This is a genomic window from Pseudomonas sp. LS44 (assembly GCF_024730785.1).
Lineage (GTDB): Bacteria > Pseudomonadota > Gammaproteobacteria > Pseudomonadales > Pseudomonadaceae > Aquipseudomonas.
Map to the genome: position 1 here is coordinate 2,000,266 of NZ_CP102830.1, position 19,205 is coordinate 2,019,470.

A 19,205-nucleotide genomic window follows, 5' to 3' on the forward strand; every position below is an offset into this window, starting at 1 on the left:
GTCATTTCCTCGGATCGAAGGCATCGCGCGCGGCCTCGCCAATGAATACCAACAGGCTCAGCATCAGGCCGAGGACCACAAATGCGCTGATTCCCAGCCAGGGCGCCTGGCGATTCGACTTGGCCTGAGCGACCAGTTCGCCGAGCGACGGGGCGCCCGGTGGCAAGCCGAAGCCGAGGAAATCCAGGGCGGTCAAGGTGCCGATGGCGCCGGTGAGAATGAACGGCATGAAAGTCATGGTCGAGATCATGGCGTTGGGCAGGATGTGGCGGAACATGATGGCGCCGTTCTGCATGCCCAAGGCGCGGGCGGCGCGCACGTACTCGAGATTGCGCCCACGTAGGAATTCGGCGCGCACCACATCGACCAGACTCATCCATGAGAACAACAGCATGATGCCCAGCAGCCACCAGAAGTTCGGCTGCACGAAGCTCGCCAGAATGATCAGCAGGTAAAGTACCGGCAGGCCAGACCAGACCTCGAGAAAACGTTGGCCGAACAGATCGACCCAGCCGCCATAGAAGCCCTGCAGCGCGCCTGCGACGACGCCGATCACCGAGCTCAACAGGGTCAGGATCAGAGCAAACAACACGGAAATACGGAAGCCGTAGATCACCCGGGCCAACACATCGCGGCCTTGGTCGTCGGTGCCCAGCCAGTTCTCCAGCGAGGGTGGCGCGGGTGCGGGCACTTTGAGGTCGTAGTTGATGGTGGAATAGCTGTAAGGAATTGGTGGCCAGAGAATCCAGCCGTCCTTGGCTTCGATCAGCTCGCGGATGTAGAGGCTCTTGAAGTTTGCTTCGAGCGGAAATTCGCCGCCGAACGTGGTTTCCGGATAGCGCTTGAGCACCGGGAAATACCACTGGTTGTCGTAGTGCACCGCCAGGGGCTTGTCGTTGGCAATCAGTTCGGCGCCAAGACTGATGACGAACAAGGCCAGAAACAACCACAACGACCACCAACCACGTTTATGCGCCTTGAGACGCTCGAAACGGCGACGGTTGAGGGGCGACAGCTTGAATGTAAAGGCCATCTCAACCCTCCCGGTTTTCGAAGTCGATGCGCGGATCGACCAATGTGTAAGTGATGTCGCCGATCAATTTCACCAGCAGGCCCACCAGGGTAAAGATGAACAATGTGCCGAACACCACCGGGTAATCGCGGTTGATGGCCGCCTCGAAACTCATCAGGCCCAGGCCATCGAGGGAGAAGATCACCTCGATGAGCAGCGAGCCGGTGAAGAAGATACCGATAAAGGCGGCGGGAAAGCCGGCGATGATCAACAACATCGCGTTGCGAAACACATGGCCGTACAGCACGCGGTGTTCGGTCAGCCCTTTGGCGCGGGCGGTGACCACGTATTGTTTGTTGATCTCGTCGAGGAAGCTGTTCTTGGTCAGCAAGGTCAGGGTCGCGAAGTTGCCGATCACCAGGGCGGTGACGGGTAGCACCAGGTGCCAGAAGTAATCGAGGACTTTGCCGCCCCAGCTGAGTTCGTCGAAATTGTTGGAGGTCAGCCCTTTGAGCGGGAACCAGTCCAGATAACTGCCGCCGGCGAACAACACGATTAGCAGGATGGCGAAGAGGAAGGCGGGGATCGCATAGCCGACGATGATCGCCGAGCTGGTCCAGACATCGAACCGACTGCCGTGGCGCGTCGCCTTGGCGATGCCAAGCGGGATGGACACCAGATACATGATCAGGGTGCTCCAGAGCCCGAGGGATATTGATACCGGCATCTTCTCGACGATCAGGTCGGTGACTTTGGCGTCGCGGAAGAAGCTCGTGCCGAAGTCCAGGTGTAGATAGTTTTTAAGCATGATCCAGAAGCGCTCCGGGGCCGGCTTGTCGAAGCCGTACATGCGCTCGATCTCTTTGATTAGCTCCGGATCCAATCCCTGCGCGCCGCGGTAGTTGGAACCGGCGACCGAGACTTCGCCGCCGCCGCCGGAAATTCGTCCCGTCGCTCCACCCGATGCCGAGTCGAAGCCTTCCAGCTTGGCGATCATCTGTTCCACCGGGCCGCCGGGTGCGGCCTGGATGATGATGAAGTTGATCAGCAGGATGCCGAGCAGGGTGGGAATGATCAGCAGCAAACGCCGCAGGATATAGGCGAGCATTTATGGCGCTTCCTTGGCGACCGATTGCGTCGTAGCGGCTTCGGCCTTGTCGCTCTTCTGCCACCAGGTCATCAGGCCGTAGTCGTACAGCGGGGTCTTCTCCGGGCGGCCGAACTTGTTCCAGTACGCCACTCGCCAGGTATCGACGTAATAGTTAGGCACCACGTAATGACCCCACTGCAGGGCGCGGTCGAGGGCGCGGGCGTGTTCGATCAGGCTTTTGCGCGAGTCGGCGCGGATCAGGCCGTCGACCAGCTGATCGATGGCCGGGTCACGCAGACCGATGAAATTACGGCTGCCCGGGTTGTCGGCGCTGCTCGAGTGCCAGTATTCGCGCTGCTCGTTACCCGGCGAGTTGGATTGTCCCCAGGTTGCGCTGGTCATGTCGAAGTCGCGCGAGCGCAGGCGATTGACGAACTGCGAGGCATCGACGCGGCGGATCTGCATGTCGATGCCCAGCTCGCTGAGGTTGCGTTTATACGGCAGCAGGATGCGCTCCATGTTGGTCTGGAACAGCATGAACTCGAACACCAGTGGTTTGCCGTCTGGCCCGATCATCTGATCGTTGTCGATGTGATAGCCGGCCTGCTGCAGCAATTGATAGGCCTTACGCTTCTGCTCGCGAATGATGCCGTCGCCGCTGTTCACCGGCGGTTGATAGATCTGGGTGAAAACCTGGGGCGGCAACTTGTCGCGCAGAGGCTCGAGAATCTTCAACTCATCGGCGTTCGGCGGCGCATTGGCAGCCATTTCCGAGTTCTCGAAATAGCTCTTGGTGCGCTTGTAGGAGCCGAAGAACAGCTGCTTGTTCGACCACTCGAAGTCGAACAGCAGGCCGATCGCTTCGCGGACGCGGGCGTCCTGGAACACCGGGCGACGGATGTTGAAGGCAAAGGCCTGCATGCCGACCGGGTTATGGTTGGGGATCGCCTCCTTGATCATCCGTCCATCGCTTAAGGCGGCGGACTCGTAGCCGGTGGCCCAGTCCTTGGCCGAATATTCGAGATTGAGATCGAACTGGCCACCTTTGAAGGCTTCCAGGGCGACCGACATATCACGGTAGTAATCGACGACGATGGCGTCGAAGTTGTACTGGCCGCGGTTGACGGCCAGGTCTGCGCCCCACCAATCCTTGACCCGCTCGTAGCGAATGCTGCGCCCCGATTCCAGGCTGGCGACACGGTAGGCGCCGCTGCCCAGCGGCGGCTCCAGGCTGGTTTTGGTGAAGTCGCGCGTCGCCCACCAGTGTTTGGGCAGAATCTGCAGTTGGCCGAGAATCAGCGGCAACTCGCGGTTGCCCGGGTGCTTGAAGTCGAAACGCACTTTCTGCGGGCTTTCCACTACGACCTTGTCGACGTCGGCGTAGTAGCTGCGGTACATCGGATCGCCGTTTTTCATCAGCGCGTCGAAGGTGAATTGCACGTCTTCAGCAGTCACCGGTACGCCGTCATGGAAGCGGGCCTTGGGGTTCAGGTAGAAGCGCACGTAACTGTTGTTCGGGGCCTTCTCGATTTTCTCGGCCAGCAGCCCGTATTCGGTGAACGGCTCTTCCGGCGAGTGATAGGTCAGGCTTTCGTAGACCAGGCCGATACGACCTTCGGCATTGCCCTTGGGGATGAACGGATTGAGGCTGTCGAAACCGCCGCTGCCGGATAGACGCAAGGTGCCGCCCTTGGGAGCCTCCGGGTTCACATAGTCGAAATTGCGGTAGTTAGCCGGGTATTTGGGCGCTTCGCCGTAGAGCGTGATGGCGTGCTCGGGAGCCGCGTGGCTCAGGCCACTCAGGCTGCACATCAGCAGGCAGCTGCCCTTGAGCAGGGCACGCAAAGGATGAGTCATCGGTCATTCTCCGTGGGCTTCAACCACCAAGCGCGCAGGCCAAGGGTGTAGGGCGGCGTGGTGACGAAGGCGAACCGGTTGCGGTACGCCAGGCGGTGATAATTGATATACCAGTTAGGAATGCTGTAGTGCTGCCAAAGCAAGACTCGATCTAGGCTGCGAGCCGCCGCGACCTGTTCGTCCCGCGTTTGCGCAGACAGCAGTTTTTCCAAGAGATGGTCGACCACTGGATGGTCGACTCCTGCGTAATTCTTGCTGCCTTTGACTTGCAGCTGGCTGGAATGAAAGTACTGCCATTGTTCGAGGCCCGGGCTGAGTGTTTGCGGCAGGGTCATGAGGATCATGTCGTAATCGAACTGGTCCAGGCGTTGTTTGTATTGGGCACGGTCAACCGTACGCAGGCTGGCCTGGATGCCAATGCTGGCGAGGTTGGCGCTATAGGGTCGAAGGATCCGCTCGAGACTCGAATTGACGAGCAGAATTTCGAAACGCAACGGTTCGCCGCGGCTATTGACCAGGCGCTGACCAGAGAGCTTCCAACCGGCCTGGGCCAATAGACCCAGCGCACGGCGCAGGGTTTCACGCGGGATGCCACGGCCATCGGTCTGCGGCAGACTGAACGGCTTGCCGAATAAAGCGGCCGGCAGCTGCTTGCGATAGGGAGAGAGCAGCAGCCATTCGTGGCCTTCCGGCTTGCCGGTGGCGGCGAATTCGCTGTTCGGGTAATAGCTCTGGCTGCGCACATAGGCATCGTTGAACAGCGCGCGGTTGGTCCACTCGAAATCGAACATCAGTCCCACGGCTTCGCGCACCTTGGGGTCCGACAAAGCGTTGCGACGGCTGTTCATGAACAGCGCCTGGGTTTGCGTCGGAATCCGATGGGGTATCTCGCTGCGGATCACATCGCCGCGCGTCACAGCAGGAAAGTGGTAACCACTGGCCCAGTTCTTCGCCTTGTGCTCGACGTAGAAATCAAACTCGCCGGCCTTGAAGGCTTCGAAGGCCATGTCGCTGTCGCGATAGAACTCCACGTCGACGCGATCGAAATTGTATTTGCCGCGGTTCACCGGGAGTTTTTCGCCCCACCAATTCTGGACGCGTTCGAACACCAGTTTGCGGCCGGGTACAACCTTAGTGATCCGGTAAGGGCCACTGCCCAGCGGCGGCTCGAAGGTAGTGGCCTTGAAGTTGCGGCCTTTCCAGTAATGCTGGGGAAGCACCGGCAGTTCGCCCAGACGTAAAATCAGCAGCGGATTGCCGGTGCGCTTGAATACGAAGCGGATACGGTGACGGTTGAGGATGTCGACCCGCGCCACTTCCTGCAAGTTGGTGCGGTATTGCGGGTGCCCCTGCTTGACCAGCAAGCGATAGGAAAAAGCCACGTCATAGGCAGTTATCGGCTTGCCATCGTGGAAGCGAGCTTCCGGGCGCAGATTGAACACCACCCAGCTGCGGTCTTCGCTGTACTCCACCGATTGGGCGATCAAGCCATAACTGGATGCGGGCTCATCACCGGAGGGGTCGTATAGGCCGGTGCCGGCCATCAGTGGTTCGTTCAGTTCGCTGACGCCGTATTGCGAGAAGTCGGCCGTCGAAATCGGGCTGCTGCCCTTGAAGGTATAGGGGTTGAGGGTGTCGAAAGTACCGCTACCCATCAGCCGCAGATTGCCGCCCTTGGGTGCGTCAGGATTTACCCAGTCGTAATGGGTAAAGGTGGCGGGGTATTTAAGAGTGCCGAACTGAGCGTAACCGTGGCTTTCGCTGATAGTCGCAAAAGAAAAGCTTGAGGCCAGGCTGAGGAACAGCAGGAGGAGGGGACGCATCAGGCTAGAGATCCGATCCATGGCGGCTTTGGGCTTCTTGCTCGGTACAGTAACAGCTTGTATCCGCAGGAAAAAGGCTACCCGTTCCGGCCCGCCGGAGAACGCTGCCGCGGGCGCTGGTATCGCGCACAGGCGGTCAGCGGTTGGTCAGATACAGCGTCAGCGTCTGGCCCGGTTTGAGTTGAGTCGGAGTACGTGGATTCCAGTCTTGCAGATGCTTCATCTCGACTTTGAAGCGCCTGGCGATTAACGCCATGGAGTCGCCTTTACGCACTTTGTAGTAGGTGATGGCTTCACGCGATTTCGAGCTGCGGGCTGCCGCCTGGCTGCCTTGCATGCTGAGCATCTGGCCAACCTGCAGGCCATGACTGGGAAGCTTGTTCCAGCGCTTGATGTCGGCCACCGCGACATTATTGGCTTTGGCGATTTGCCAGAGATTGTCGCCCGTTTTCACCCGGTAGCTACGCGGCGGGCTGACTCGTGTGACCGCCTTACCGACTGCAGGAGAGGGGACGGCCTCGCCAGGCCGAGTCGGGATAGTCAGTTTTTGACCGACTTTCAGGTGGTTGCTGGACAGCTGATTGATATCTTTTAGAGCGCTGACCGCCAGTCGGTTGCTGTTGGCGATGCTATGCAGGCTGTCACCATTGCGCACGGTGTACTCCTGCCAGTCGACCAGTTCCTGTGGTTTCATCATCGACAGGTTGGCGGTGAGCAGTTCGGCCTTTTCCATCGGCACCAGCAGTTGTTTTGGGCCGCCGTAAGTGATGCGTTTCTTGAACGCCGGATTAAGCAGGTACAGCTCGTCTTCGTCGATATCGGCGAGCGCGGCCACGCGGGACAGATCCATGCGCTGGTTGATCGCGACTGCTTCAAAATACGGCTCGTTGGCGATCGGCGTCAGGTTGATGCCATAGGCTTCGGGGGCCTGGACCAGCTGCGACAGCGCCAGCAGCTTGGGCACGTAGTCCTGGGTTTCCTGGGGCAGTGGCAGGTTCCAGTAGTCAGTTGGCAGACCGAGCTTCTGGTTGCGCTCGATGGCGCGGCTGACCGTGCCTTCGCCGGCATTGTAGGCGGCCAGGGCGAGGAGCCAGTCACCGTTGAACATTTCGTGCAGACGCGACAAGTAGGTCATCGCGGCGTTGGTCGAGGCGGTGATGTCGCGGCGGCCGTCGTACCAACTGGTTTGCTGCAGATTGAAATGACGCCCGGTAGCTGGGATGAACTGCCAGAGACCGGCCGCATCGCTGCGGGAGTAGGCGAGCGGGTTGTAGGAGCTTTCGATGACCGGCAGCAACGCCAGTTCTAGCGGCATGTCGCGCTCTTCGAGGCGCTCAACGACGTAGTGAATGTACAGACTGCCGCGGCCGCTGACGCTTTCCAGGTACGAAGGCTTGCTGGCAAACCACAGACGCTGGCGTTCGATGCGCGGGTTGGTGCCGATATCGTCCTGCAGTTGGAAACCGTCGCGTATGCGCGCCCAGATGTCCTGGGGCGGTTCTTCGGCGGCGGACGGTAGCCATTCGGTTGGCCGCTCATGGGGAGTGAGGCGGGTGTCCGAGGCTGTCGAATCCTGATCGGCGATGTGCTGACAGCCGGCCAAGCCCAAGGCCAGAACTGCCAGTAGTGACCGTGATGCCCTAATCAAGGCGTCCAGATCGTAGTTTTTAGAAGAAGATGTCGACATTGGCTGGGCTTTTATTCCAGTCGGAAATGTCGGTGGATTCTAGAAATCGACCTTGGGGTGGTCAAGTTTTAACCGCTACGACCGTGCGCGGAGGCACATTCAAAACTGGTCTTTCCAAGCACGCAAGCTGGCGAACACCGCGCCGGGTGTGCGCTGGGTGGCCGCTTCCCGCTCGTCGACTTTCTTTGTAACAGCAGGTTCAGCGGTACGCAGGAAGGGATTGGTCGCCCGTTCAAGGGCCAGATTGGACGGCAAACTGATGATTCCCTGCTCGCGCCAGGCACTGACCTGCGCGATACGCGCCGCGATGTCGGCGTTATCAGGTTCCACAGCCGCGGCAAAACGCAGGTTGCTCAAGGTGTATTCATGGGCGCAGTACACCTGGGTAGCATCCGGCAGGGCCGCCAGACGGCTGAGCGAATCGTGCATCTGCTCGGCGGTACCCTCGAACAGCCGGCCACAGCCAGCAGCGAACAGTGTGTCGCCACAGAACAACCAGGGTTGTTCGGCATCGGCGTGGTAATAGGCGATATGCCCGAGGGTGTGGCCAGGAACTTCGATTACCTGAAACGTCTGGCCAAGCACCTCGATCGTATTGCCTTGCTTGAGGGCGATGTCGCGGGCCGGGATTTTTTCATTGGCTGGACCGAACACGCGAGCGCCGGTGGCCTGTTTGAGCTGTTCGACGCCGCCGACATGATCGTGATGGTGATGAGTAATCAGGATGTCGCTGAGTTGCCAGCCCGGATGCGTGTCCAGCCAGCGCAACACCGGCGCGGCATCACCGGGATCGACTACTGCGCACTGGCGGGTGGCGGGGTCTTGTAACAACCACAAATAGTTGTCGTTGAAGGCGGGCAGGGCATCGATCTGTATCATGGCTGAAGTCGCTAAGCTGTCATCAATGGCTCATCTTAGGCACAAAGGTTGCGGCAGGGTATCGATATGACCAATCAAGTTTTCGCTCAGGCCGACGCCGACTGGCTTGCCCTGACCCGCGCTGCGCGTGCCTGGCTGGACGGCCCACTTGGTCAATTATTGCTGGTCCAGGAGCGGCGCCTGCTGGAAGACGAGTTGGCGCGTTTGTTCGGCGGTTATCTGGTGCATTACGGGCCACCCGCCGAAACGATGGACTGCGGGCAGATTCAGCGCAGCGTGCGGGTCGGCGCGCCGTTACCTGGTATCGAGATTGTCTGTGAGGAGCAGGCGTGGCCATTGAGCGAGCATGCCGCTGACGTGGTGGTGCTGCAGCATGGCCTGGATTTCAGCCTGTCGCCGCATGGTCTGCTGCGGGAAGCGGCGCACAGCGTCAGGCCCGGTGGACATTTATTGATCATCGGTATCAACCCATGGAGCACGTGGGGGCTGCGGCATTGGTTCGCCCGCGATGCCTTTCGCAAGGCGCGCTGCATCTCTCCGGCACGGGTCGGCGACTGGCTGAATCTGCTCGGATTCGCGCTGGAGAAACGCCGCTTCGGGTGCTATCGTCCGCCGCTTTCTTCCGCCGCCTGGCAATCACGGCTGGCACGCCTGGAACACTGGGGCGACCGTTGGCAGCCTTCTGGCGCGGGCTTTTATCTGCTCGTGGCGCGCAAGATCGTGGTCGGTTTGCGGCCGTTGCGACAAGCCCAGCGGGCTCCTATGGGCAAGCTACTGCCCATGCCCGTGGCCAAAATCAGCCGGCGGGATTCCAAATAGCTAGACCCGAGTCTTGAGAATGTCTGAATTGATCGAACTCTTCACCGATGGCGCCTGCAAGGGCAATCCTGGTCCAGGTGGCTGGGGTGCGCTGCTTGTTTATAAGGGCGTGGAAAAAGAGTTGTGGGGTGGCGAGCTGGAAACCACCAACAATCGCATGGAGCTCACCGCGGCGATTCGTGGCCTGGCCGAACTCAAGCGTTCCTGCGAGGTGCGTCTGGTCACGGACTCCGAATACGTCATGCGTGGCATTCAGGAATGGATGCCAAACTGGAAGAAGCGCGGCTGGAAAACCGCGGCCAAACAGCCGGTGAAGAATGCCGATCTCTGGCAGCAGCTGGACGAGCAGGTCAACCGTCACCAGGTCATCTGGCAATGGGTGCGCGGACATACTGGTCACCCCGGCAACGAGCGCGCCGATCAGTTGGCCAACCGCGGTGTAGATCAAGTCAGGGGCATAAAGCATGCGTAGTGTGGTTCTGGATACCGAAACGACCGGCATGCCGGTTACCGATGGCCACCGGATCATCGAGATCGGTTGTGTCGAGCTGATCGGGCGACGCCTAACCGGGCGGCATTTTCACGTCTATCTGCAGCCAGATCGCGAGAGCGACGAAGGTGCTATCGCGGTGCACGGCATCACCAACGAGTTTCTCGTCGGCAAGCCACGCTTTCGCGAAGTCGCCGACGAATTCTACGAGTTCATCAAAGACGCCCAGCTGATCATTCATAACGCGGCGTTCGACATCGGCTTCATCAACAACGAATTTGCCCTGATCGGCCACAACGAACGCGCCGAAGTCAGTAACTACTGCTCGGTGCTCGACACCCTGGTCATGGCGCGCGAGCGGCATCCGGGGCAGCGCAACAACCTCGATGCGCTGTGCAAGCGTTATGGCGTCGACAACTCCGGTCGCGAATTGCACGGCGCCTTGCTCGATGCGGAGATTCTGGCTGACGTCTATCTGACCATGACCGGCGGCCAGACTAGCCTGTCGCTGGCTGGCAACGCGTCCGACGGCAACGGCAATGGCGGTGTCGCGCAGGCCAGCGAAATCCGTCGCCTGCCAGCCGACCGAACGGTGACGCGGATCATCCCTGCCAGTGCCGACGAGCTGGCGGCCCATGCGACACGCCTGGCGATCATCGAGAAGTCCGCCGGGGCGCCGGCGTTGTGGGTGCAGATGGAATCCACCGCCGAAGTCTGAGCCTGACTTATCCGCGCGCGACCTTTTCGTACAGGCTAAAGCCTGCGGGGTTCCGTCCGACCGGACGTCGCTCTACCCTGAGGTGATTGGCGGCACCAGCCGTCCACCCAGGGGCGCAGAATGTACAAAGACCTTAAATTCCCCATTCTCATCGTCCACCGCGACATCAAGGCCGACACGGTGGCCGGTGATCGCGTGCGGGAAATCGCCCGCGAGCTGGAGCAGGAAGGCTTCAGCATTCTCTCCACTGCCAATTCGGCCGAAGGCCGCATCGTCGCTTCCACCCATCACGGCTTGGCCTGCATTCTGGTGGCCGCCGAAGGTGCGGGGGAGAACCAGCGTCTGCTGCATGATGTGGTCGAGCTGATTCGTGTGGCGCGCGTGCGAGCGCCGCAGCTGCCAATTTTCGCCTTAGGCGAACAGGTGACCATCGAGAACGCGCCGGCGGAGGCGATGGCCGATCTCAACCAGCTGCGCGGCCTGTTGTATCTGTTCGAGGACACCGTGCCGTTCCTCGCCCGCCAGGTGGCGCGAGCCGCGCGCAATTATCTGGAAGGCTTGTTGCCGCCGTTCTTCCGCGCCTTGGTGGAGCACACCGCGCAGTCCAATTATTCGTGGCACACGCCGGGTCATGGCGGCGGCGTTGCCTATCGCAAAAGCCCGGTAGGCCAAGCGTTTCATCAGTTTTTCGGGGAGAACACGCTGCGTTCCGACTTGTCGGTATCCGTGCCGGAGCTGGGCTCGCTGCTCGATCACACCGGTCCGCTGGCCGAAGCGGAAAGCCGTGCGGCGCGTAACTTCGGCGCCGATCACACCTACTTCGTCATCAACGGCACCTCGACGGCCAACAAGATCGTCTGGCACTCCATGGTTGCTCGGGACGATCTGGTGCTGGTCGACCGTAACTGTCACAAGTCGATTCTCCACGCGATCATCATGACCGGGGCGATTCCGCTTTATCTCTGCCCCGAGCGAAACGAGCTGGGCATTATCGGTCCGATTCCGCTCAGCGAGTTCTCCCGCGAATCGATTCAGGCCAAGATCGCCGCCAGCCCACTGGCTAAAGGGCGGCCGCCGAAGGTCAAGCTGGCGGTGGTGACCAACTCCACCTACGACGGTCTCTGCTACAACGCCGAGTTGATCAAGCAGGCCCTCGGCGACAGTGTCGAGGTGCTGCACTTCGACGAGGCCTGGTACGCCTACGCGGCGTTCCATGAGTTCTATACCGGCCGCTACGGCATGGGCACCCGCCGTGATCCGCACGCGCCGCTGGTGTTTACCACTCACTCGACCCACAAACTGCTGGCGGCTTTCAGCCAGGCATCGATGATTCACGTGCAAGACGGCGGCGTGCGCCAGCTCGATCGCGATCGCTTTAACGAAGCCTTCATGATGCATATCTCCACTTCGCCGCAGTACAGCATCATCGCCTCTCTCGACGTCGCCTCGGCGATGATGGAAGGCCCGGCCGGACGCTCGCTGATCCAGGAGACCTTCGATGAGGCGCTGAGCTTTCGCCGCGCCTTGGCCAATCTGCGGCAGAACCTGCCTGCGGAAGATTGGTGGTTCGATATCTGGCAGCCACCGCAAACCGAGGGCGGCGAAGGCGTTGCCACCCTCGACTGGCTGCTCGCACCGAATGCTGACTGGCATGGCTTCGGCGAGGTGAGCGAAGACTACGTGCTGCTCGACCCGATCAAGGTCACCTTGGTCACGCCCGGCCTGACCGCGGGTGGCAAGCTGGACGACTGCGGTATCCCGGCTGCGGTGGTAAGCAAGTTCCTCTGGGAGCGCGGCCTGGTGGTGGAAAAGACCGGTCTCTATTCATTCCTGGTGTTGTTCTCGATGGGCATCACCAAAGGGAAATGGAGCACGCTGCTCACCGAGTTGCTGGAGTTCAAGCGTTGCTACGACGCCAATCTGGCGCTGCCACAAGCGCTGCCAAGCATCGCCAAGGCGGGTGGCGCGCGCTATGCCGGTCTCGGCTTGCGCGATCTGTGCGATGAATTGCACAGCTGCTACCGCGACAACGCCACGGCGAAAGCTCTGAAACGTATGTATACGGTGTTGCCGGAGGTGGCCATCAAGCCGGCCGATGCCTATGACCAACTGGTGCGTGGCGAGGTCGAGGCGGTGCCGATCGATCAGCTCGAAGGGCGCATAGCCGCGGTGATGCTGGTGCCGTATCCTCCGGGTATTCCTTTGATCATGCCAGGCGAGCGCTTTACTCCGGCGACGCGCTCGATCATCGATTACTTGGAGTTCGCGCGGGCTTTTGATCAATGCTTCCCAGGCTTCGATGCCGATGTACACGGCCTGCAGGACGAGGATATAAACGGCCAACGCTGCTATACAGTGGATTGCATAAAGCAGTAGCTCAACTGGGGGAACGCATGAGTCAAGGAGAGGCAGGCAAGACGGGTACCATGGGGTTCTGGACCTGTACTGCCCTGGTGGTCGGCAATATGGTGGGCTCTGGTGTATTTCTCCTGCCGGCCAGCCTCGCGGCTTTTGGCGGGCTGAGTCTGTTTGGCTGGGCAATTTCCTCTATTGGTGCGGTAATTCTGGCCTTGACCTTTGCCCGCTTGAGCCGGCTCAAGCCAGCGGCGGGCGGTCCGTATGCCTACACGCGTGACGGCTTTGGCAATTTCGCCGGCTACCTATGCGCTTGGACCTATTGGAAAGCCGCGTGGATCGGAAACGCCGCCATTGCGGTGACGCTGGTCGGCTATTTACAGGTGTTTATTCCGGCCCTGAAAGAACCGGTCTTGGCGGTGAGTACCGCCATCGGCGCGATCTGGCTGTGCACCTTGATCAACCTGCGGGGCATCGGCGCGTTCGGCCTGGCGCAGAATATTCTTACTGCGCTGAAACTGGTGCCGTTGTTGCTGATCGGTGTCCTTGGCTGGTTTTCCTTTCATCCTGAATACCTGAGCATTCCCGAGCCCAAGGATATTCCTGGTGGCGGTGGTTACGCCCAGGCGATCGCGACCACGGCGGCGCTGACGTTGTGGTCCTTCATCGGCTTGGAGTCGGCGACCGTGCCGGCCGAGCATGTGCGCGATCCGAAGCGCACGATCCCGCGCGCCACGGTGTTTGGGACCTTGGTGGCAGCCGGGGTGTATATCTTGTCGATCACTGCGGTGCAGGGCGTTCTTCCCCCCGATGTGTTGATGCGCTCCAACGCGCCTTTCGCCGATGCGGCTCAGGTTTTGCTCGGAACTTGGGGTTATTACCTGGTAGCTGGCGGGGCGGTGATCGCATGTCTGGGGGCGCTGAATGGCTGGGTCTTATTGCAAGGGCAGATCCCCATGGCGACTGCACGCGATGGCTTGCTGCCAAAGTCTCTGGCGAAAACCAATAAATACGATGTACCGGCTAATGGCCTGTTGGTTTCTGGACTGTTGGTCACGGCGTTGGTGCTGGTCGATGGCCAGGGTGAACTGGTCGATGTATTCAATGTGATCATCCTCTTGGGCACCATGACCGGCGTCGTGCCGTACGCCTTCTGCACGGCGGCGCTCCTGCAGTTTCTCGCTGTTTCACCGCAGGATTTCAGACCGCGCGAGCGGGCGCCATTGTTCGCTCTGGGCACGCTGGGCTTCATCTATTCGATGTGGGCGCTCTATGGCACTGGAGAGGCGGCGATCTTCTGGGGCTTTCTGGTGTTGATGGCAGGCATCCCACTCTATAGCTGGCGGCAATGGCGCAATCGAGTCGAAGCTGATGCTCTCAGCACCCGCCTGGATGGTCGGTAGATCAATTGCTTACCCCATGAATTCAATGTTTTTCCGCAAGTCAGACGACGTGTTCTGCATCACAGTCAGCGGCATCGACATTTATCGCTCAGTTGTTATAGTTGGGCGGTTTTCGCCATAACAATACTTATGCGCGCCCGCGCTGTTCGAGGATGCGTCATGTCTGACTACAAAGCTTTCCGCGTCGAGCTGAAAGACAAGATCGCCCACGTGGCGATTAATCGTCCCGACAAATTCAACGCCATGAACGCCGACTTCTGGACCGAAATCGTCGACATTTTCCGTTGGGTCGATGAGACCGATGAAGTTCGCGTGGTGGTGCTGTCAGGGGTTGGCAAACATTTCTCGGCCGGCATCGATCTGGGCATGCTCGCCGCGGGCACTCACAAGTACGGCAAGGATGTAGGGCGCAACGCTGAACTGCAGCGCCGCGTGATCCTTAAACTGCAAGGCTCCATCAACGCCGTCGACAATTGCCGCAAGCCGGTGTTGGCCGCGATTCAGGGTTACTGCTTGGGCGGTGGCATTGATCTCATCACTGCCTGCGACATGCGTTACGCCACCGTTGATGCCCAGCTGTCGATTCGCGAAGTCGATATGGGCCTCGCAGCCGACATCGGTACGCTGCAGCGTCTGCCGCGCATCATCGGCGATGGCCTGGCGCGTGAACTGGCCTACACCGCCCGCACCATCAATGGCGAAGAAGCCCGCAGCATCGGCCTGGTGAATCGCACCTACGCCGACCACGACGCCTTGCAGGCCGGAGTGCTTGAAATCGCCCAGGAAATCGCTGGGAAATCGCCGATCGCCGTGCGCGGCACCAAACGCATGCTCGATTACATGCGTGACCACAGTATTGATGACGGTCTTGAATACATCGCGACCTGGAATGCGGCAATGCTGCAATCTGAGGATTTACGCATCGCCATGACCGCATTCATGAACAAGCAGAAACCAGAATTCGCCGACTAAGGCGTATGCGTCCGATGCTAGCCATTACAACCGCGCGGGAGGCGCACTAGACATGGTTTCAGGAGCCACGTCCTTGAGTTTGGTGCGCGACGAGTTGTTCGCCACCATGGAAGAGGCCGAACAGAGCCTCGAACAGTTTATTGCCGAGCGCCACAACGGCAGCCCGTTACAACAAGCCGTAGAGAGTCTGCACCAGGTACGCGGCACCTTGAGTCTGGTGGAGTTGGCCGGGGCTGAGCTGCTGGCGCAGGAGATTCTCCAGCAAGCCACCGATATCCCTGCCGGCGCTGGCGAAGAGCGGGATGGCCAGCTGGGCGCATTGAGCAATGCGTTGCATGTGTTGCGACGCTATCTCGAAAATGTCGAAAGCCACCGCCAGGAACTGCCTGAGCTGCTGCTTCCGGCGATTAACGATCTGCGCCAGGCTGGCGGTCAGGCAGCGTTGCCGGAAAGCTTCTTCTTCAGCGCGCGTCTCGATCAGCCGCGGCCATCCACTACTTGCCAACAGCCGGATGCCGCCACGCTGCAAAACCTGATCCGGCAGCTACGCCACATGTATCAAGTGGGCTTGCTCGGATTTATCCGCGAAGAGAGCTCCCAGGCCGGCATCAAAGTCATGGCTCGGGCGTTTAGTCGCTTGAACAGTCTGTTCGCTCATGAGTCGCGCGGACGTCTGTGCTGGATTGCCGCGGCGGCACTGGAAGCTCAGACCGATGGCCAACTGCTTGCGCGGAAATCGCGCAAGCAGTTGTTCGCCCGCCTCGATCGAGAGCTCAAGCAACTGCTTGCAAATCCCCAGTACGACGCGCCGCGTAATCTGCTTAAAGAGCTTCTCTACCTAGTGGCGCTGGCCGACAGTCAGGGTCCATTGGCGACTCAGGTTCGCGAGACCTTTGGCCTCACCCCGCTGCCGTTCACCGATCAGTTGCTGGAAGAGGAATACCAGCGCCTGGCCGGTCCAGGACAGGCGGTCATGCGTTCGCTGTCCTCGGCGATTCGCGAGGAGCTGACCAGCGTCAAGGATCTGCTGGACCTGATCGAGCGTGGCACTGCCGATAGCGAAGGTTTCAGTTCCCTGCAGGCGTTGCTGGCCAAGTTGACCAAGACCTTGAACATGGTGGGTCTGAATTCGGCAAGCACCATTCTCAGCGCCCAACTGCCCTTGGTGGCGGCCTGGTGCGAGGAGCAAGTACCGGACAGTCCGGCCCTCAACAAACTGGCCGATGCGGTGCTGCATGTGGAAAGCATGGTGGCCAATCTGGAGCGTCGCGATCAGCGTCCGCTCCCGGTAGTCGACGAGGCGGAAGCCTTTGCCCTGCACCAGTTTGCCGAAGCGCGCATCGTGGTGGTTGGCGAGGCGCAGGCCGGCCTGGCATTGGCCAAGCGGGCGATCACCTCATATCTGGAATCCAATGGCGACAAGCTGCACCTTGCCAACGTGCCGTTTAGCCTGCAATCGGTGCGCGGCGGCTTGTGGTTCCTTGGTCAGGCGCGCGCGGCGCTGTTGATCGGCGCATGCAGCGATTACATCCAGAAGCACATGCTGGAAACCACGCAGATGCCTTCGGAGCAAATGCTGGAAACCCTCGCCGATGCGCTGACGAGCCTGGAGTATTACTTGGAAGGGGGCGGCGTACTGCGTCCTGAAACAACCCCGAGCGTGCTCGATCTCGCCGCTGAAAGCGTGCGAGTCCTCGGCTTACCGGTAGCGGCCTGATGGGTTGGCAGACAACTCCCCCGCTGGATAACAGTACGCCGGGCGGCTGGGCTCTGGCGCGCAGCACGCAGGGATTTCTTGCCGATAGCAACGGTGTACTGTTCTCGCGCGAATGGCTGAAGCGCCAAGACCTGCCGAACTTTGCCGAGTATGGCCTGGGTTATCTCAACGACGAGCCGGTATGGCTGCTGGAGTTCGGTCAGCCGGCTGAGTTGATGGGTTGTCAGTGGCAGGGCCTGCGCCAGTTTATGCTGCAAGCTGATTATCAGACTTTCCGCATGCTGTCGTTTGCTGAGCAGATTGGTTGCTGGAGCAGCCAGCATCGGTTCTGTGGTCGTTGCGGCAGTCGCAATGCTCTGGTGCCCGGCGAGCGCTGCTTACGCTGCCCGGATTGTGCGCTGGACAGCTACGCCCGAATTTCGCCGAGCATGATCGTGTTGGTCACCCGCGGCGATGAGATCCTGCTCGCCCGCTCGCCGCGGTTCGTGCCGGGCATGTACAGCACGCTGGCCGGCTTCGTCGAGCCCGGTGAGTCGGCTGAAGAGTGTGTGGCCCGGGAGGTGCGCGAAGAAGTCGGCATCGAAATAGGTAACGTGCAGTACCTCGGCAGCCAAGGCTGGCCATTTCCGCACTCGCTGATGCTGGGCTTTCATGCCGAATACGCGTCGGGGGAAATCGTCCCGCAGGCCGATGAAATCGAAGACGCCGCCTGGTTTCACATCGAGAAGTTACCGCCTTTGCCGATGCAGCGCTCCATCGCGCGCTATCTCATCGATGCGTACCTGGCACGCCGTCTAGGTCATCCCGAACCAGTGCTGCCACGCTAGACGCGCCGTTAACGCCAGCACCACGAGAATAAACACCGGGCGAATGAATTTGGCGCCGCCGCGAATCGCCGTGCGTGCGCCGAGAAATGCACCGAGCATCAACGCCACGCCCATGCTCAAGCCCAGCGCCCAGGCGACCTGACCCGAGAAGATGAACACGCTCAGCGCCGCCGCGTTGCTGACGAAATTCATGCTGCGCGCCACGCCGCTGGCGCGCAGCAAGTCGAGCGGGTAGAGCAGCAGACTGCTGACGGTCCAGAACGCGCCGGTACCCGGCCCCGCGACACCATCGTAAAAACCCAGGCCGAACCCTTGCGGCCACTGACGACCGCGGGCGATTGGCGCATCGCTGGTCAGAGGGGCCGGCGGTGTGCGGCTAAATAACAGATACAACCCACACGCAAACACCACCACTGGCAGGAATTGATTCAACCAAGCCGCTGGTAACCAGTGCGCCACGGCAGCACCGAGCAGCGCGCCAATGCCGGTGGCGATCAGTGCATTGCGCCACTGGCGTGGATCGAACAGTTTGCGGCGATAGAAGGTAACGCTCGCGGTAGCCGAGCCAAAGGTGGCGCACAGCTTGTTGGTGCCCAGGACCAAATGCGGAGGCAGACCGGCGGTGAGCAATGCAGGAATCGTCAGTAGGCCTCCGCCGCCCGCGATGGCATCGATGAATCCGGCCATGAATGCCACCAGCGCAAGTGCCAGCAATGTGAACGGATCGACGATGAGCTCAATAGGGAAGGGCATAGGTCCAACGTGTGTCCGATTGCGCGAAGTGCTCGCTGGCTTGACGGTAGCTGGCTAAGCATAATGCCGGCTATTTTCCAGACAAGGAACGGCTCATGCAGTATGACGGTTTGGCTTGGAGTGTCGCGCTGCTTGCCCTGTTGGCGGTCGTTGTCGCCGCACGCATTCTGTTCAATCGTCAGTGGTTTCTCGGCTGGCTGCGCGGCACGATCGGGCTGGCTTTTTTGGTCATGGCTGGCTTGGTTGGAGTGATCGCCTACGACCTGATGAGCTACGACGCATTACCGGAGGGGAAGCCTCTGGTCACGGTGAGTTTTCAGGCGGATGGCCCGGGGCGTTACACGGTCAACATGTTGGAAGGCGCTGATGAGCGCAGCGTGACGCTGGAAGGCGATCTATGGCAGCTGGATGTGCGCATGCTGCAGTGGAAGGGGCTGGCTGCATTGATCGGTCTACAGCCCGGTTACCGACTCGAAAAACTTTCCGGGCGCTTCCTCGCCATCGAACAGCAGGAGTTGGCCCAGCGTACCCAGGTGGCGCTGGCGCAAAGTCCTTACGGCATTGATCTCTGGCGCTGGCTGCGGTTGGGGCAACGCGATCTGTTTCTGTTCGATCCCCAGGCGCAGCGTGTGACCTATCTGCCCATCGCCGACGGGGCAGTCTATGCGGTGGCACTGACGCCAACCGGTCTGTTGGCTCAACCGCTGAACCAGGCCGCACACCAAGCGTTGAAAAACTGGCACTGAGCCAAGCTGCCAGGAATAAAAAAGGGACCCCGAGAGGTCCCTTTTTTATTGCTCACT

General features: G+C 60.3%; 16 protein-coding genes. 9 read left to right on the forward strand and 7 right to left on the reverse strand.

The genetic code is table 11. The annotated features are described in order from the left end of the window. Window position 1: 1 nt before the first annotated feature. The 6 genes from NVV93_RS08950 to gloB form a co-directional block, all read right to left on the reverse strand. A complete protein-coding gene (locus NVV93_RS08950) occupies window positions 2-1,033 on the reverse strand; it encodes an ABC transporter permease (protein WP_258254082.1) in 1,032 nt (343 codons plus the stop codon). A 1-nt stretch (window position 1,034) separates the two neighbouring features. Beyond that, window positions 1,035-2,120 carry a microcin C ABC transporter permease YejB gene (locus NVV93_RS08955; protein ID WP_258254083.1) on the reverse strand — a complete coding sequence of 362 codons (1,086 nt, stop codon included), beginning with the start codon at window positions 2,118-2,120 and terminating at the stop codon, window positions 1,035-1,037. Continuing rightward, on the reverse strand, window positions 2,121-3,959 hold the full coding sequence (locus tag NVV93_RS08960; RefSeq protein ID WP_375162915.1) for an extracellular solute-binding protein: 1,839 nt from the start codon (window positions 3,957-3,959) through the stop codon (window positions 2,121-2,123). Further along, entirely contained in the window at window positions 3,956-5,782 is a 1,827-nt protein-coding gene (locus NVV93_RS08965; protein ID WP_258254084.1) for an extracellular solute-binding protein, read from the reverse strand. The genes NVV93_RS08960 and NVV93_RS08965 overlap by 4 nt, the downstream gene beginning before the upstream one ends. A gap of 136 nt (window positions 5,783-5,918) precedes the next feature. Beyond that, window positions 5,919-7,469, reverse strand: coding sequence for a LysM peptidoglycan-binding domain-containing protein (locus NVV93_RS08970; RefSeq protein WP_258254086.1), 1,551 nt, complete (start codon window positions 7,467-7,469; stop codon window positions 5,919-5,921). Between the two features lie 99 nt (window positions 7,470-7,568). Next, window positions 7,569-8,348: a hydroxyacylglutathione hydrolase gene (gloB, locus tag NVV93_RS08975; protein ID WP_258254087.1), complete on the reverse strand. Its 780-nt coding sequence runs from the start codon at window positions 8,346-8,348 to the stop codon at window positions 7,569-7,571. Between the two features lie 66 nt (window positions 8,349-8,414). Here gloB and NVV93_RS08980 point away from each other — a divergent pair, with 66 nt between their 5' ends. The 8 genes from NVV93_RS08980 (at window position 8,415) to nudC (ending at window position 17,649) form a co-directional block, all read left to right on the forward strand. Beyond that, entirely contained in the window at window positions 8,415-9,167 is a 753-nt protein-coding gene (locus NVV93_RS08980; protein ID WP_258254088.1) for a class I SAM-dependent methyltransferase, read from the forward strand. Between the two features lie 19 nt (window positions 9,168-9,186). Beyond that, on the forward strand, window positions 9,187-9,639 hold the full coding sequence (rnhA, locus tag NVV93_RS08985) for a ribonuclease HI (protein WP_258254089.1): 453 nt from the start codon (window positions 9,187-9,189) through the stop codon (window positions 9,637-9,639). After that, window positions 9,632-10,375, forward strand: a complete 744-nt coding sequence (gene dnaQ, locus NVV93_RS08990) for a DNA polymerase III subunit epsilon (RefSeq protein ID WP_258254090.1) — start codon at window positions 9,632-9,634, stop codon at window positions 10,373-10,375. Before rnhA ends, dnaQ begins: the two co-directional genes overlap by 8 nt. A 120-nt stretch (window positions 10,376-10,495) precedes the next feature. Further along, window positions 10,496-12,751, forward strand: a complete 2,256-nt coding sequence (locus NVV93_RS08995; RefSeq protein WP_258254091.1) for an arginine/lysine/ornithine decarboxylase — start codon at window positions 10,496-10,498, stop codon at window positions 12,749-12,751. Between the two features lie 17 nt (window positions 12,752-12,768). After that, complete coding sequence (locus NVV93_RS09000; protein WP_258254092.1) at window positions 12,769-14,133, forward strand: amino acid permease; 1,365 nt, start codon at window positions 12,769-12,771, stop codon at window positions 14,131-14,133. Between the two features lie 159 nt (window positions 14,134-14,292). Then, the gene (locus tag NVV93_RS09005) at window positions 14,293-15,105 is read left to right on the forward strand and encodes a crotonase/enoyl-CoA hydratase family protein (RefSeq protein WP_258254093.1); all 813 of its coding nucleotides are present in this window, start codon (window positions 14,293-14,295) and stop codon (window positions 15,103-15,105) included. A 52-nt stretch (window positions 15,106-15,157) separates the two neighbouring features. Further along, on the forward strand, window positions 15,158-16,822 hold the full coding sequence (locus NVV93_RS09010) for a ferrous iron transporter B (RefSeq protein WP_258254094.1): 1,665 nt from the start codon (window positions 15,158-15,160) through the stop codon (window positions 16,820-16,822). Next, window positions 16,822-17,649, forward strand: coding sequence for an NAD(+) diphosphatase (nudC, locus tag NVV93_RS09015; RefSeq protein WP_258254095.1), 828 nt, complete (start codon window positions 16,822-16,824; stop codon window positions 17,647-17,649). Before NVV93_RS09010 ends, nudC begins: the two co-directional genes overlap by 1 nt. On the opposite strand, the gene NVV93_RS09020 is transcribed toward nudC, so the two are convergent. Further along, the gene (locus tag NVV93_RS09020) at window positions 17,617-18,402 is read right to left on the reverse strand and encodes a TSUP family transporter (RefSeq protein ID WP_258254096.1); all 786 of its coding nucleotides are present in this window, start codon (window positions 18,400-18,402) and stop codon (window positions 17,617-17,619) included. The genes nudC and NVV93_RS09020 overlap by 33 nt on opposite strands. A 95-nt stretch (window positions 18,403-18,497) precedes the next feature. Here NVV93_RS09020 and NVV93_RS09025 point away from each other — a divergent pair, with 95 nt between their 5' ends. Further along, window positions 18,498-19,148, forward strand: coding sequence for a hypothetical protein (locus tag NVV93_RS09025; protein WP_258254097.1), 651 nt, complete (start codon window positions 18,498-18,500; stop codon window positions 19,146-19,148). Window positions 19,149-19,205: the final 57 nt, after the last annotated feature.

Coding starts and splice junctions, on each gene's coding strand:
- NVV93_RS08950 (WP_258254082.1), bottom strand. CDS start 1,033: ATGGCCTTTACATTCAAGCTGTCGCCCCTCAACCGTCGCCGTTTCGAG.
- NVV93_RS08955 (WP_258254083.1), bottom strand. CDS start 2,120: ATGCTCGCCTATATCCTGCGGCGTTTGCTGCTGATCATTCCCACCCTG.
- NVV93_RS08960 (WP_375162915.1), bottom strand. CDS start 3,959: ATGACTCATCCTTTGCGTGCCCTGCTCAAGGGCAGCTGCCTGCTGATG.
- NVV93_RS08965 (WP_258254084.1), bottom strand. CDS start 5,782: ATGCGTCCCCTCCTCCTGCTGTTCCTCAGCCTGGCCTCAAGCTTTTCT.
- NVV93_RS08970 (WP_258254086.1), bottom strand. CDS start 7,469: ATGTCGACATCTTCTTCTAAAAACTACGATCTGGACGCCTTGATTAGG.
- gloB (WP_258254087.1), bottom strand. CDS start 8,348: ATGATACAGATCGATGCCCTGCCCGCCTTCAACGACAACTATTTGTGG.
- NVV93_RS08980 (WP_258254088.1), top strand. CDS start 8,415: ATGACCAATCAAGTTTTCGCTCAGGCCGACGCCGACTGGCTTGCCCTG.
- rnhA (WP_258254089.1), top strand. CDS start 9,187: ATGTCTGAATTGATCGAACTCTTCACCGATGGCGCCTGCAAGGGCAAT.
- dnaQ (WP_258254090.1), top strand. CDS start 9,632: ATGCGTAGTGTGGTTCTGGATACCGAAACGACCGGCATGCCGGTTACC.
- NVV93_RS08995 (WP_258254091.1), top strand. CDS start 10,496: ATGTACAAAGACCTTAAATTCCCCATTCTCATCGTCCACCGCGACATC.
- NVV93_RS09000 (WP_258254092.1), top strand. CDS start 12,769: ATGAGTCAAGGAGAGGCAGGCAAGACGGGTACCATGGGGTTCTGGACC.
- NVV93_RS09005 (WP_258254093.1), top strand. CDS start 14,293: ATGTCTGACTACAAAGCTTTCCGCGTCGAGCTGAAAGACAAGATCGCC.
- NVV93_RS09010 (WP_258254094.1), top strand. CDS start 15,158: ATGGTTTCAGGAGCCACGTCCTTGAGTTTGGTGCGCGACGAGTTGTTC.
- nudC (WP_258254095.1), top strand. CDS start 16,822: ATGGGTTGGCAGACAACTCCCCCGCTGGATAACAGTACGCCGGGCGGC.
- NVV93_RS09020 (WP_258254096.1), bottom strand. CDS start 18,402: ATGCCCTTCCCTATTGAGCTCATCGTCGATCCGTTCACATTGCTGGCA.
- NVV93_RS09025 (WP_258254097.1), top strand. CDS start 18,498: ATGCAGTATGACGGTTTGGCTTGGAGTGTCGCGCTGCTTGCCCTGTTG.